The organism is Natrononativus sp. DTA114 (genome assembly GCF_059736515.1).
Window position 1 is genome coordinate 483413 of record NZ_JCASSN010000001.1, and the last position, 13916, is coordinate 497328.

Consider the following 13916-nt stretch of genomic DNA (forward strand, 5'->3'; position numbering starts at 1 on the left):
CGAACGCGGTGGAAAGCATTGCTTATGATCCTCGTGTCCCGGTGTTTTCGGGAGACACGACAGACGATGGAGGATTGTGACTCAGGACCATCATATACTTATACTCATTCCCCTAACTGTAAGCGTATGCCACGGGAAGAACGCGCAGACCTTTCGCGCCGTTCGATACTCAAATTCGCAGGTGCTGCCACAGCAACCGCCGCAGTTGCAGGGTGCCTGGGAACGGGTGATGATGACGATGACGACGGGGCCGGTGCCGACGACGGTAACGGCAACGGAACCGGTAACGGCAACGGTGACGACGACCGCGAGGTCGACGAGGACGCCGATGTCGATCAGGTCGTCATCACGCAGGGATCCGTGACTGACACGCTCGATCCCATCGACCACAACGACACACCGACCTGGAACATCCTGAACCAGGCCTACGAGCCGCTCATCTACCGGGACCGGGACGGCGAGCTGATCGAGCGCATCGCGACCAACTGGGAGCGAACCGACGACATGGTCGTCGAACTCGAGCTTCAAGAGGACGTCACGTTCCACAACGGCGAGGAGATGACGGCCGAGGACGTCGCCTTCAGCGTCAACCGGACCAACGACCCCGATCAGAGCCAGCAGGCCGGCGTCATCGGCGCAATCGAGGAGGCAAGCGCCGTCGACGACAACACGATCGAACTCCAGCTCGAGTCGACCGAGCCGGCGATCTTCCGGAACCTCTCGGCGTTCGGCCGCGTCCAGCAGCAGTCGTGGGTCGAAGAACGCGACGACGACGAACTCGCAACCGAGATCAACGGCACCGGGCCGTACGAACTCGAGGACTTCAGCGAGGGAAGCCACGTCGACTACGTCCGCTTCGACGACTACTGGGGCGACGAGCCGCGGGTCGTCGAGGCCCGATTCAACGCCACCGCCGACGAGGGGGCCCGGATCTCCGGCCTCGAGGGTGGCGACAGCGACATCGTGACCGACGTCAACCCTGCGGACATCAGCGACGTCGAAGACAGCGACGACCTCCGCATCGAGGGCGAGCCGAGTATCCGGAACATCTTCCTCGTCATGCCGAACGACGAACCACCGTTCGACAGCGAGGAGTTCCGCCAGGCGATGAACTACGCTGTCAACGTCAACGCGATCATCGACAGTCTGCTCAACGGCTTCGGTGAGCCGACGAGCCAGCCGACGCTCGAGGGGATGTTCGGTCACAACCCCGACGTCGAACCATACGGTCACGACCCCGACGAGGCAGAGCAGCTAGTCGAGGAGAGCGGCCACACCGACGAGGAGATCACGATCGTCTCGCCGACGGGCCGGTATCTCGCGGACACCGACATCGCCGCCCAAGCCGCGAGCGACATCGACGGCCTCGACAACGTCAGCGCGAGCCACGACGAGTGGGAGACCCAGTCGCTGTTCGACGTCACCGACACCGGGGACATGTCCGACTCGCCGGACATCTTCCTGATCGGCTGGGGGAACCCGACGTTCGACGCCGGCTACGCGATGAACCCGTGGTTCATGGAGGGGCCGTTCTGGCACTTCGAGGACGACGAGATCGCCGGTCTGCTCGAGGAGGCGTCGGGCGAACCGGACGAAGACGAGCGCGAAGAGCTGCTCATGGAGGCGAACCAGCTCGCGAACGAGCGTGCGTCCTGGGTGTTCCTCCACCAGCAGTACAGCATCTACGGCGTCAACGACGAACTCGCGTGGGACGCCCGCCAGGACGAGGACATCCGCCTGGACGAGATCAGCGCGTACGCCGAATAACGGCCTACCGTTCCGACCTCATCCCGCCGCAGTCCCGGACTGATACGGGGTCACAAACCGTAGTTCTTTTAGTCCATCGATGCCGTTTTGAGAACCAGTACGCATGGCTCTGGGGAAATTCCTTGCAAAGCGCCTGATGCAGGGGGTGCTCGTCATCTGGGGAGTGGTGACGATCACGTTCCTGCTTCGGTTTCTCACACCGGGCGATCCGGTCAGTGCGCTCACGCCGCCGGACGCGGGTCCGGAGGTCAGAGAGCGGATGGCCGAAAACCTCGGGCTCAACGATCCGATTCACGTCCAGTACGCCGATTACATCACGGACCTCCTGATGTTCGATCTGGGAACCTCGATGCGAACCGGCCGGTCCGCCACGACGATGATCTTCGCCCGGCTCCCGGCGACGCTCGAGCTGGCGTTCGCCGCGACGATCGTTTCGATCCTGATCGCGATTCCGCTCGGCGTGATCAGTGCCCGACGGCGCCACCAGAAGGCCGACTACGGTGCAACGCTGTTCTCGCTCGTCGGCATCAGCACGCCGAACTTCTGGCTCGGGATCATGCTCATCATCTTCGTCGCCGTCGCCATCGGTCCGATTCCGACCGGTGGTCGACCGATGTCGCTGGTCGATGCCCTTCAGATGCTCGCCTTCGAGTTCGACCCACGAGGGCTCGGTGCCTGGACGGCCGCGATCTTCCTGCCGGCGATCACGCTCGGGACGTACTTCACGGCCCTACTGACTCGACTCACGCGCAGCGGGATGCTGGAGGAACTCGGGAAGACGTACGTCGAAGCCTCCCGTGCGAAAGGGCTCCCGGAGACGCTCGTCCTGTACAAACACGTCCTGCGGAACACCCTGATCCCGATCATCACCGTTCTCGGCCTCCAGCTCGGGACGCTGATCGGCGGGGCCGTGATCACCGAACAGGTCTTCTCCTGGCCCGGCCTCGGGCAGTTCCTGATTCAACAGATCGCCTACCGCGACTGGGTACTCATTCAGGGCATTCTGATCGTGATCGGCGTCGGTTTCGTCCTGATCAACATCGTCGTCGACGCGCTGTACGCCTACCTCAACCCACGGGTGATCGTCGAATGATTTCGAAACGTACCAGACAGCGACTCAAATCCGAGTTCAGACAGAGTATTCTCCCGAAAATCGGCCTCGTCCTGATCGTCGCCATCCTCCTCGTGGCGATCTTCGCGCCGTTTTTCGCCCCTCACCATCCGACGGAAACGCGCGTGTCCGACGATCCGGAACTCGACAAAACGGATCTACCACCGTGGGAACCCTTTGGCCTCTTCGGCGGCGAAACCAGTGAAACCCGACTCGTCGACGGGGAGATGGTGACCGAAACGATCGATCTCAGCGGCGAACCGAGCTTCCTGCTCGGAACGAACACGATCGGACAGGACATCCTCTCGAGACTGATGTACGGCGCGCGGGTGTCCGTGCTCGTGGGTATCCTCGGCGCCTTGCTGGCCGTAATGATCGGCGTGCCGTACGGACTCGCCGCCGGCTACTACGGCGGATCAGTCGACGACGGCCTCATGCGCGGGGCGGACATGATGCTCGCGTTCCCGTCGCTCGTGCTCGCGATCGCGTTGGTGGGGGTGTTCAGGGATACGGACTTCCACACGACACAGGTGCCGGATCCGTTCGTCTACGCCGCCAGACACGATACGCTCGGCTGGCTCATACCGCGGGCAGATCACGTCGCCGAGATGCCGGCGAGCGTCACGTTCCCCGTCACCGTGACGCTCGTCGTCGCGCTGGTCAACTGGGTCTGGTTCGCTCGCGTCGCCCGCGGCGAGGCGATGAGCATCAGACAGGAGGAGTACGTCAAGGCCGCCAAGAGCATCGGCGCGAGCCACCGGACGATCCTCAAACAGCACATCCTGCCCAACAGCATGACGCCGATCATCGTACTGGCAACGATCCAGGTCGCCGCCATCATCCTCTTAGAGAGCGCACTGTCGTATCTCGGCTTCTCCGAGACGACGCTCACCTGGGGGTACGACATCCAGCAGGGCCAGAGCGACACCCGCTCGAACTGGTGGATTCCAATGATGCCGGGGCTCGCGATCGTGCTCGCGGTGATCAGCGTGAACTTGCTGGGCGACTGGCTCCGGGACGCCCTCGACCCGAGTATCGAGGGAGAGGGAGGTGTCTAACGTGACCGACATACTCAGAATCAACGATCTCTGTACGCGCTTCTTCACGGACAACGGGCAGGTAAACGCCGTCGAACACCTCGATCTACGGATCGAAGACAACGAGGTGTTCGGCATCGTCGGCGAATCCGGCAGCGGCAAATCCGTCACCGCGCTGTCGATCATCGATCTGATCGAGAGCCCCGGCCGAATTACGGACGGCGAAGTCTGGTTCCGCGCGCCGGACATCGTCGAAGAGGCACCGGCCGAGGCCACCGACGGCGACTACGTGGACCTGCGGGCGCTGCCCGCCAAGTCCCGGCGACTCCTCCGGGGATCGCGCTTCTCGATGATCTTCCAGGACCCGATGAGCAGCTTCAACCCGAGTCTCACCGTCGGCGAGCAGATCGCCGAGGCCGTCGAGGCCCAGCAGCGCGCCCGCTCGAACCCGCGCTCGCTCGACGCGAAGGCGCAGGAGTACAGCCTGACCGACTACCTGCTCGGGAACTTCCTCTCCTCGAAGAAGTACGTCACCGAAGAGAGCCGAGATCGGGCGGTGGAGTTACTCGAACTGGTTGGGATTCCGGACCCCGTCGAACGCGCCGACGAGTATCCACACGAGTACTCCGGCGGGATGCTTCAGCGGGCGATGATCGCCCAGGCGCTCGCGGGCGAACCCGACGTGTTGGTAGCCGACGAGCCGACGACGGCGCTCGACGTCACCATCCAGGCGCAGATCCTCGACTTGCTCGCGGAACTGCAAGAGGAGACCGGGATGACGATTTTGCTGATCACGCACAACCTGGGCGTGGTCGCGCGGATGTGCGACCGCGTCGGCGTCATGTACGCCGGCGAAATCGTCGAGCGCGGCACCCTGGCGGACGTGTTCGACGATCACGTCCATCCATACACCGAGGGACTGCTCGGCTCGATTCCCGACCTCGAGGGCGCCGCCGGTCGCTTACAGCCGATTCCGGGGAACGTGCCCAGCCTGCTCGACCACGAGATGCCCGATCGGTGTTACTTCGCCGATCGCTGCCCGAAGGCGATGGAGGAGTGTCTCGAGCACCCACCCGAGTTCGACGCTGGTGGTAGTCCGGAACATGCCACGAGGTGCTACCTCGCGGAGACGGAGTACGACGAGTCGAAGGCCCTCCCCGACGACTACTTCCAGGAAGAGGAGCGACCGGCCGCGGACGTCCACGCGGAACCGACCGAGGCCGAACCGGAGAGCGAGCAGGTCCAGACCGACGGAGGTGATCACTGATGAGCGCGGACGAGCCCCTGGTCCGGGTCGCCGGCCTCGAGAAGTACTTCTGGGAGAACGACTCGATCCTCGACCGCCTCGTCGGGGAGGAGCCCACTGCGGTGCGGGCGGTCGACGGCGTGAGCTTCGACATTTACGAGGGCGAGACCCTGGGGCTGGTCGGCGAATCCGGCTGCGGGAAGTCGACGACCGGCGAGACCCTGCTTCGGCTGCAGGAGCCGACCGGCGGCCGGGTCGAATTCGAGGGCGAAAACGTCTACGACCTCGAGGACGCGGAACTCAACGCGTTCCGCCGGGAGGCCCAGGTCGTCTTTCAGGACCCGTTCTCGAGCCTCGATCCTCGGATGACCGTCGGTCAGATCGTTCGCCAGCCACTCGACGTCCACGGCGTCGGGACGAAGGCGGAGCGAACCGAGCGAGTCCGGGATCTCCTCGAGCGGGTTGGGCTCTCGGCCGACCAGTTCGATCGCTACCCCCACGAGTTCTCTGGTGGGCAGCGCCAGCGTATCGGGATCGCCCGGGCGCTGGCACTCGAGCCCGAGTTCCTCGTGCTGGACGAGCCGACGAGCGCGCTGGACGTCTCGGTGCAGGCGCAGGTGCTCAACCTGCTCGACGATCTGCAAGACGAGTTCGATCTCACCTATCTGCTGATCAGTCACGATCTCTCGGTTATCAGGCACGTCTGCGACCGCGTCGCGGTGATGTACCTCGGCGAGATCGTCGAAGTCGGCCCCGTCGAGGAGATTTTCGACGATCCGAAACATCCCTACACGCAGGCGCTGCTCGAGAGCGTTCCCCGCGCCTCGACCGAGGAGAAAGAGCGCGATCGCGAGACCCTCGCCGGCGACGTCCCCTCGCCGCGTGATCCGCCATCCGGCTGTCGCTTTCGCACCCGGTGTCCGATGGTGATCCCGCCCGACGACCTCGAGATCGACCAGGACACCTACCGCGCGATCATGAGCCTCCGCGAACGGGTCGAAAGCCGGGAGATCACGCTCGAGGGCGTCGGTGAGGAGTTCGAGATCGACGACGGAGTCGACGAGGAATCGCTTCCTGAGTTCGTCTCGGCACTGAAGGCGCAGTTGCTCGAGGTCGAGTTGCCGCCGCGACACGACGAGGTCGTCGAGGAGGCGCTGGCGGCGGTCGCCCGAGAGAACTGGGAGGCGGCAGCCGACCGGTTACGTGAAACGTACGAAAGCGTCTGCGAGCGGGAGAACCCGGGACTGGGTGAAGGTGCCCACCCGGTTGCCTGTCACCTCTACGGCGTCCCGGCCGACGACGAGGCCGGCGCAGGCGCAACCTCGACTGATTCCGCGACGAGCGATTGACGGCGACGGGCCGTCGTTACGTTTCGGATCGAAACACATAGTGTCCCGAAGAGAAGACAGACCATCGTGAGTAGCTACCGAAGTTTCGGGCTCTTTCTGATACTTGCAGCCGTCTGGGGGACGGCGTTCGTCGCGATCAGCGCCGGGCTATCTCACTTTCCGCCGGTGCTGTTCGCCGCGTTGCGCTACGACATCGCCGGCGTCGTGATGCTCGCGTACGCAGCCTACGCCGTCGAGGATCCGATTCCACGGGGACGCGACCAGTGGGCGGTCGTCGCCGTCGGCGCGGTGTTGTTGATCGCAGCCTACCATGCGTTCCTCTTCGTCGGTCAGCAGCATACGACAGCCGCCGCGGCGGCGATTCTGGTGAGTCTCTCGCCGGTACTGACCACCGGGTTCGCCAGGGTGTTGGTTCCCTCCGACGCGCTCTCGAGGATCGGCCTCTTCGGACTCAGCCTCGGGCTGCTCGGCGTCGTCATCATCGCGCGACCCGATCCGTCCGACGTGCTCGCCACCAACGTGGTCGCGACCGGACTCGTTTTCCTCGCGGCCGCGTCGTTCGCGCTCGGCAGCGTACTCACGCGCCGGATCGACGCTTCACTCCCGATCGAGACGATGGAGGCCTGGTCGATGCTCGGCGGTGCGCTCCTCATGCACGTCGTCAGCCTCGCGATGCGGGAACCGATCGACATCGGAGCGTGGACCCATCCCATCGCCCTTGTCTCGCTCGGCTACCTCGCGATCGTCGCCAGCGCGTTCGGCTTTCTCGTCTACTTCGACCTGCTCGAGCGGCTCGGGGCCGTCGAGATCAACATGGTGTCGTACGTCGCCCCGATCTTTGCCGCGGTGTTCGGCTGGCTCTTGCTGGGTCAGGTCGTCGATCTTGCGACGCTCCTCGGGTTCGTCCTGATCGCGGCCGGGTTCGTCCTCGTCAAACGCCAGGCGCTTCGGGCGGAGTTCGGACAGTTTCGGAGTCGGCGGTCGAACGAGTGAGATGACAGAGACGGAGGAAAGAAGGCCGAAGGCAGCGGGGACCGAACGATCAGGCGCGATGGGAGTGGCCGAGATAGAGCGCAACGAGATTCAGGACGAGCAAGCCGAGAAACGTCGCCGTTTCCGGCGCCGTCGACAGTCCCGTCGCGAGCAATGGAACGTGCAGGAACGGCAGTGCGATTGCGGTCCAGAAGCTCGAAACGCGGATGGATTTTGCGATCCTGGGTGAGAGGCGCTCGAGAGCGCCCTGACTGTCCTGTCCGTCGGACGCGACGCTGGGCGCCGAGGACGTACGTTGGTCGTGGGTGGCGGGGGGGCTCGACATTGGAAACACCGGCAGACGTATCATATTTTCCGAACAGAGCCACATATAGGGGACACAGCGTTTCGAGCCGTTCCGATCGATTCACCGGAATAAGTGGTTCTAAATTCGGGATCATCGACCTGAGAACGGCCACGAAACGATTCACAGGGCCGGTCTGACCGAGTTCCACAATCCATGGTAACGACCGGCACGGTTCGTGCGGCAAGCGGAACGTTCCATTGGTTACGAGTATACTAACGACAGGAATTTCGAGTGAAATCGGAGCCTACTGGCCTTCTCAGTTACGATACGACCAATATCACGATACCGAGACTGAACGGAGAGACGATACGTCCGGCGACGGCCCCGTGCTGCTGACGCTCGGAGTGTGTCGCCGGTAGAACGGGTTAGTGACCACACAAATATCACCGGCGATCGGGAAACCGCTGCCAAACGCTCGGTTCTACTGGAAGCCGATCCGGCTGCCGCGCCGGCCGGTTCCGGGTTCGGCCGTCTGGGTCCCGCCCTTGAACTCCTCTTTGATCTGCTCGTAGTAGTCGAGGATGTCGTCGGTGATCGTCGGACGGACGCTCTCCATCGCCGCCCGGAAGTGACGCATCTCGACGACGTCGGCCTCTGCGTCTTCGCGCAGCGCCTCGATCGCCGCCTCGCGGGCGATCGACTCGAGGTCGCTGCCGACGTAGCCGTCGGTGATCTCGGCGATCTCTCGCAGGCTGACGTCCGCCGCCAGCGGCGTGTCGTCGGTGTGGATCTCGAGGATCCGTTCGCGGCCCTCCGTGTCGGGTTCGCCGATCATCACCAGCCGGTCGAACCGTCCCGAGCGCAAGAGCGCGGGGTCGATCATATCCGGCCGGTTGGTCGCACCGATCACCATCACGTCCTCCATCTCCTCGAGGCCGTCGAGTTCCGTGAGGAGCTGGTTGACGACGCGTTCGGAGACGTTCGAACCGACGTCGCCACCCCGTCCGGGGGCCAGCGAGTCGAGTTCGTCGAAGAAGATCACCGTCGGGGAGACCTGACGGGCCTTCCGGAACGTCTGGCGGATCGCCTTTTCGGACTCTCCGACCCACTTCGAGAGCAGTTGCGGGCCGCGCACGGAGATGAAGTTGGCGTTCGTCTCGTTGGCGACGGCTTTCGCCATCAGCGTCTTCCCGGTGCCGGGTGGTCCGTACAGCAGGACGCCGGCCGGCGGGTCGATACCCATCCGCTGGAACTTCTCGGGCTGGTTGAGCGGCCACTCGACGGACTCCTTGACCTGATCTTTGGCCTCGTGGAGACCGCCGACGTCGTCCCAGGAGATCTTCGGGAGTTCGACGAGCACCTCGCGCATCGCGGAGGGTTCGACCTCCGAGAGCGCGCCGCGGAAGTCCTCGCGCTTGACGATCATCCGGTCGATCAGGCTCGGCGGGATGTCCTCCTCGTCGAGGTCGATCTCGGGGAGGTACCGCCGCAGCGCCTTCATCGCCGCCTCCTTGGTGAGGCTCTCGATGTCGGCGCCGACGAAGCCGTGGGTCTCGTCGGCCAGGTGGCCGAGGCTCACGTCGTCGGAAAGCGGCATTCCCCTGGTGTGGATCTGGAGGATCTCCTCGCGGCCCACCTCGTCGGGGACGCCGATCTCGATCTCGCGGTCGAATCGACCTGGACGGCGCAGGGCGGGGTCGACGCTGTCGACGCGGTTCGTGGCGGCGATGACGATCACCTGGCCGCGGGCCTCGAGACCGTCCATCATCGTCAGCAACTGGGCGACGACCCGGCGTTCGACCTCGCCGGTGACGTCCTCGCGTTTGGGGGCGATGGAGTCGAGTTCGTCGATGAAGATGATCGCGGGCGACTCCTCGCTCGCGTCCTCGAAAATCTCCCTGAGTTGCTGTTCGGATTCCCCGTAGTACTTCGAGATGATCTCCGGGCCGGCGATAGAGAAGAAACTCGCGGAGGTCTCGTTGGCGACCGCCTTCGCGAGCAGGGTCTTCCCGGTTCCCGGCGGCCCGTGGAGGAGAACACCCTGCGGGGGCTCGATCCCCAGCTTCTTGAAGATCTGGGGGTGCTTCATCGGCAGTTCGACCATCTCCCGGACCCGCTGGATCTCGCCCTGGAGGCCGCCGATATCCTCGTAGGTGATGCCGGCACCGCGGCTCTCGAAGCCCGAGATCGGCTCCTCGCGGAGTTCGACCTCGGTGTCCTCGGTGATGAGCACGACCCCCTCGGGATCGGTTTCGACGGCGATCAGCGGGATCGCCTGGCCGGGAGAGCGCATGAACGGGTGGTTCGTCGAGGACATCACCGGGACGATGTCGCGTCCGACGACCGGCCGCTTCAGGATCTGGCGTTTGACCATGCCCGCGGCGTCGGAACCGAACTGCACCGACGCCTCTTCGGGGGGCGCGAGGACGAGCTTGTTCGCCTTGGTCGCTTCGGCCTTGCGGATCGTCACCCGCTCGCCGATACCGACGTCGGCGTTCTGGCGGGTGAAGCCGTCGATGCGGACGGTGTCGGTGTTCCAGTCCTGCCGGTCGGCTCGCCAGACCTTCGCGGCGGTAGTGTCGGCTCCTTCGATCTCGATGATGTCACCCGGGCTCAGCTTCAGATGGAGCAAGGTGTCCGGGTCGAGCCGGGCGATTCCACGACCCGAGTCGTTCGGGTACGCCTTTGCAACCTCCAGTTGGACTTCGTTCATGATTTAGGGATGGACGGCAATGTCAGTGTCTCCGATTGCAGGTCGGATAGGTTTTTTGCTAGCATCGGTGTCCCCCACCGTGCCACACTCTATCACATCTATCTCAGATGGGGAGACACATAGAAGTACCGGCTCGAATCACGTCCGTAGACCCGTCGCCGTCATCGGGTTTCGGACAGGAGTGAACAGGGTTTTGGTTGCGCCACTCCCTCTCGTAGGTATGACCAGTCTCGCTTTCGACGGCCGCATGGGGGCAAGTGGTGATATGATTCTCGGCGCGCTGATCGACGCGGGGGCCGATCCGTCCGTCCTCGAGCCGATCGAGGACGCACTCGACGTCGAATACCACGCCACCGAGGTAACGAAGTGTGGGATCAGCGCGACGGTAGTCGACGTCGTGCTGGCGGACGACGACCACGAGCCCACGGCCTCGGACGCTGACGAACCCGATCACGACCATCTGCACGAGGGTGAGCATTCACACGGACACGACCACGAACACACGCCTGCGGAGGGCCACGGTCCCCACCGAAGCTACCTCGAGGTCCGCGAGATCGTCGAGGGGATGGCGCTCGAGCCGTCGATCGAACGCGATGCGCTCGCGATCTTCGAACTCCTCGGCGAGGCCGAAGCCGCCGTCCACGGCGAACCGCTTTCGGAGATCCACTTCCACGAGGTCGGTGCCGACGACGCGATCGCCGACGTCGTCGGCGCGGTCCTGTTGCTCGCTGACCTCGAGCCCGATCGGATCGTGACGACCGCGCTCTCGACGGGCGGCGGTACTGTCTCGATGAGTCACGGCGAGTACCCGGTCCCGGTGCCGGCGGTCGTCGAGATCGCCGAACGGGCCGACTGGTCGCTCGTCGGCGGCCCCGTCGAGACCGAACTGCTCACGCCGACGGGGGCGGCGATCCTCGGGCACATCGCCGACGGCGTCGACACCCTACCATCGCTTTCCCTCGAGTCCTCGGGCTACGGCGCGGGCGGCTACGACCTCGATCCGCATCCCAACGTGCTCCGGGTGCTGGTCGGTGAGACGGCTGGCGAGCTCCGTCGGGAGGAGATCACGGTACTCGAGACGAACCTCGACGACGCGACGCCGGAAGTGCTGGGCGGGCTCCAGGAGTCGCTCTCGCGCGTGGGCGCGCGAGACGTCTCAATTCTCCCGGCGACGATGAAGAAGTCCCGCCCGGGCCACCTGGTGAAGGTGATCTGTCGGCCGGAGGACGCCAAGCGGGTCGCCCGCCGGTTGGCCGAAGAGACCGGAACCCTGGGCGTTCGCGATTCGGGTGCGACCCACCGATGGGTCGCCGAACGAGAGTTCGAAACCGTCGAAATCGAACTCGAGGGCGATCGCCACGAGGTGACGGTGAAGGTCGCGAGCGACGCCGACGGCGAGGTGTACGACGTGAGTGCGGAGTACGACGACGCCGCCGCGGTCGCAGAGGAAACCGGACTGGCGATTCGCGATATCGCCCGGCGCGCCGAACGGGCGCTCCTGGACGACGAGCGGACGAGTTGAGAGAGGAACGATCGAAACTCACCACACCCGCCGTAACGGGCAGTCGACGGTTGGCCTCGGCGGATTCACACTGCGCCGCACCGGGCGCTAGTCAGTCGTTATCGTCGCCATCGTCGATGTCGATAGAAACCGACTCGTTCGTGGACGTGCTCGAGGACTGCGAGACGCTCGTGGAACTACTCTGCGAGACGTTCGTGGAACTGGTCGTCGACTGGCTGACGTTCACACTCGTTCCCGTGTCGCTCACGGTTCCTCGTTTGGCGCTCCCGGTCGTCCGAACGACCGATCTCGACGTCGACCGAGTCCCGTCCGCCGAAATCGTGGTTACCGAGAGGGAAACGCCGTTCTCGGCGTCGACGAGGACTGAAACGTCAGTTCTACTGTCATCGTTCGAGTGGACAACCGTTCCCCACGGGAACGTCTCGGTTTCGGCCTCCGGATCGTCGGATACGGTCTCCTCGTTCGTCACGTCGGACGCGACCGCCGTCGAGACGGCGACGTCTGCTTCGGCGGCGACGAAGACGCCGACGTGCGTTTCTCCGGTTTCGGGATCGGCCTCGTGGGTTACCGTTCCCCATGGAAAGTTCGTTTCGGTCATTGGTTCGTTCTCAGTTGGTCAGTCATCGTGTTTGCTGGGTCTGCGACGAGCGAAACTATACTCCAGAACTGCCTGCAACGGTGCGCACAGCGAGGAGTGATACGCTCGTGATCTGACGGCCGCTCGCCATCTCGTTGTCTCTCCGATTCGGCTTGAACGGCGGGAACCGTTTCACCGATAGCCGTCCCCTGACCGGCCTCCGGTTTCGAAGTAACGTGGACAATCAGCGGCTACCAGCGGTGTGAACCACGGTCGCGACGGGGCACACGCACTTCGTCGAGTCGGGTATGCTCGAGGGCTCGTGCCGTGTCCCATCGTTCGAGATGCCCCGATTGAGGCCGCTCGAGTCGTGCCTGTCCCAGAGTCACGAAAAAACAAACCCCGATGACCAGTGGTAGGTCAGTCAGTCGGGAGGTCGATTACGCCTCGGGCGCTCGCAGGTTACCGCTGCGACTGGCTGTTGTCGTTTGACTGATAGTTGCCACCGTAGGCTTCGGCGGATCCACCGCGGTCCGCCTTCGCCACGGTATTGCCGCTGTTGATTGCCGTGTTAGTCTGGCGCGAGCTCTGGTGTTGGCTGCCACCGTGTCGCTTCCCGTGGCCACCGCGCTGTTTCTGGTTGCTCCAGTTCTCCTGGACGTTACCGCCCTCTGCGTAGGCTTCTCCGCCGCGGTCCGCCTTCGCCACGGTATTGCCGCTGTTGTACGCCGTGTTCCTCTGGCGATTCTTCTGGCTCTGTCGCCGGCCGTGCTTGCGTCGGCGTCGGCCTTTGCCTTTGTTGCCTGCTGCAGCAGTCCCGGCGGAGCCGGTGACCAGCAGTCCTGCCAGGAGCGTCGTTACGCCGCGTCGTGTAAATTTACGTTCGTCGCTCATTTTTTATTCACCGAGCACGAACAGGAAGATGGCGTTACCACTGGTGTAGACCCCCGTGGGACGCCCCTCGATGGGACGCGTTCGCCACCTCCTCAGTGCTCAGTTCATGCCGTTTACGGAGTTCGTATTAAACAACGGCCATCGTTTCGTGACTCGAGTCCTTTTGAACGCGGAAAATTGGACTCTGAAGGGGCGAAACAGTTTATTCCCCATCGAACATCAATATAGAGTTTGTCCGGCACGGAACTTCTATTATAGTCCAATAGAGTGGATATATCCCTATCAGAGGCAAGATTCAGCACTATCGCACCCGCAATTCGTAGTGTCGGGTCGGGCAGGAGTGGGAAACGGTCGGACTCTAAACCGGTAACAGATCCGTATGGCCTGCGAAACCACGGTCGATAATCTACCGGAGGGTTGT

Annotated in this window: 11 protein-coding genes; 7 read left to right on the forward strand and 4 right to left on the reverse strand. The window is 63.8% G+C overall.

The features are described 5' to 3' along the window. Nucleotides 1-126: 126 nt before the first annotated feature. From AC6I6S_RS02525 to AC6I6S_RS02550, 6 genes are all read left to right on the forward strand, one after another. Nucleotides 127-1767 carry an ABC transporter substrate-binding protein gene (locus AC6I6S_RS02525; protein WP_497948155.1) on the forward strand — a complete coding sequence of 547 codons (1641 nt, stop codon included), beginning with the start codon at nucleotides 127-129 and terminating at the stop codon, nucleotides 1765-1767. Between the two features lie 103 nt (nucleotides 1768-1870). Beyond that, nucleotides 1871-2860 (forward strand): ABC transporter permease, encoded by a 990-nt coding sequence (locus tag AC6I6S_RS02530; protein ID WP_497948156.1) that lies wholly within the window; start codon nucleotides 1871-1873, stop codon nucleotides 2858-2860. Then, nucleotides 2857-3936, forward strand: a complete 1080-nt coding sequence (locus AC6I6S_RS02535) for an ABC transporter permease (RefSeq protein WP_497948157.1) — start codon at nucleotides 2857-2859, stop codon at nucleotides 3934-3936. The genes AC6I6S_RS02530 and AC6I6S_RS02535 overlap by 4 nt, the downstream gene beginning before the upstream one ends. A gap of 1 nt (nucleotide 3937) precedes the next feature. Then, on the forward strand, nucleotides 3938-5182 hold the full coding sequence (locus AC6I6S_RS02540) for an ABC transporter ATP-binding protein (RefSeq protein WP_497948158.1): 1245 nt from the start codon (nucleotides 3938-3940) through the stop codon (nucleotides 5180-5182). Continuing rightward, the gene (locus AC6I6S_RS02545) at nucleotides 5182-6510 is read left to right on the forward strand and encodes an ABC transporter ATP-binding protein (protein WP_497948159.1); all 1329 of its coding nucleotides are present in this window, start codon (nucleotides 5182-5184) and stop codon (nucleotides 6508-6510) included. The genes AC6I6S_RS02540 and AC6I6S_RS02545 overlap by 1 nt, the downstream gene beginning before the upstream one ends. Nucleotides 6511-6576: 66 nt before the next feature. Then, entirely contained in the window at nucleotides 6577-7503 is a 927-nt protein-coding gene (locus tag AC6I6S_RS02550) for a DMT family transporter (RefSeq protein WP_497948160.1), read from the forward strand. A gap of 49 nt (nucleotides 7504-7552) precedes the next feature. Here the strand turns inward: AC6I6S_RS02550 and AC6I6S_RS02555 are convergent, their stop codons facing one another. Both AC6I6S_RS02555 and AC6I6S_RS02560 read right to left on the reverse strand, forming a co-directional pair. After that, a complete protein-coding gene (locus tag AC6I6S_RS02555; protein WP_497948161.1) occupies nucleotides 7553-7828 on the reverse strand; it encodes a DUF8028 family protein in 276 nt (91 codons plus the stop codon). 442 nt (nucleotides 7829-8270) lie between these two features. Next, the gene (locus AC6I6S_RS02560) at nucleotides 8271-10502 is read right to left on the reverse strand and encodes a CDC48 family AAA ATPase (protein WP_497948162.1); all 2232 of its coding nucleotides are present in this window, start codon (nucleotides 10500-10502) and stop codon (nucleotides 8271-8273) included. A gap of 220 nt (nucleotides 10503-10722) precedes the next feature. Between AC6I6S_RS02560 and larC the strand changes: the two genes are divergently transcribed. Next, the gene (gene larC, locus AC6I6S_RS02565; RefSeq protein ID WP_497948163.1) at nucleotides 10723-12024 is read left to right on the forward strand and encodes a nickel pincer cofactor biosynthesis protein LarC; all 1302 of its coding nucleotides are present in this window, start codon (nucleotides 10723-10725) and stop codon (nucleotides 12022-12024) included. A 91-nt stretch (nucleotides 12025-12115) separates the two neighbouring features. Here larC and AC6I6S_RS02570 read toward each other — a convergent pair whose 3' ends face one another. Both AC6I6S_RS02570 and AC6I6S_RS02575 read right to left on the reverse strand, forming a co-directional pair. Beyond that, nucleotides 12116-12622: a hypothetical protein gene (locus tag AC6I6S_RS02570; RefSeq protein WP_497948164.1), complete on the reverse strand. Its 507-nt coding sequence runs from the start codon at nucleotides 12620-12622 to the stop codon at nucleotides 12116-12118. Nucleotides 12623-13063: 441 nt separating this feature from the next. Further along, nucleotides 13064-13495, reverse strand: a complete 432-nt coding sequence (locus tag AC6I6S_RS02575) for a hypothetical protein (RefSeq protein WP_497948165.1) — start codon at nucleotides 13493-13495, stop codon at nucleotides 13064-13066. Nucleotides 13496-13916 lie beyond the last annotated feature (421 nt).

Bases quoted from the DNA above. Each gene is read 5' to 3' on its own strand.
- AC6I6S_RS02525 (WP_497948155.1), top strand. From the start codon at position 127: ATGCCACGGGAAGAACGCGCAGACCTTTCGCGCCGTTCGATACTCAAA.
- AC6I6S_RS02530 (WP_497948156.1), top strand. From the start codon at position 1,871: ATGGCTCTGGGGAAATTCCTTGCAAAGCGCCTGATGCAGGGGGTGCTC.
- AC6I6S_RS02535 (WP_497948157.1), top strand. From the start codon at position 2,857: ATGATTTCGAAACGTACCAGACAGCGACTCAAATCCGAGTTCAGACAG.
- AC6I6S_RS02545 (WP_497948159.1), top strand. From the start codon at position 5,182: ATGAGCGCGGACGAGCCCCTGGTCCGGGTCGCCGGCCTCGAGAAGTAC.
- AC6I6S_RS02555 (WP_497948161.1), bottom strand. From the start codon at position 7,828: ATGTCGAGCCCCCCCGCCACCCACGACCAACGTACGTCCTCGGCGCCC.
- AC6I6S_RS02560 (WP_497948162.1), bottom strand. From the start codon at position 10,502: ATGAACGAAGTCCAACTGGAGGTTGCAAAGGCGTACCCGAACGACTCG.
- larC (WP_497948163.1), top strand. From the start codon at position 10,723: ATGACCAGTCTCGCTTTCGACGGCCGCATGGGGGCAAGTGGTGATATG.
- AC6I6S_RS02570 (WP_497948164.1), bottom strand. From the start codon at position 12,622: ATGACCGAAACGAACTTTCCATGGGGAACGGTAACCCACGAGGCCGAT.
- AC6I6S_RS02575 (WP_497948165.1), bottom strand. From the start codon at position 13,495: ATGAGCGACGAACGTAAATTTACACGACGCGGCGTAACGACGCTCCTG.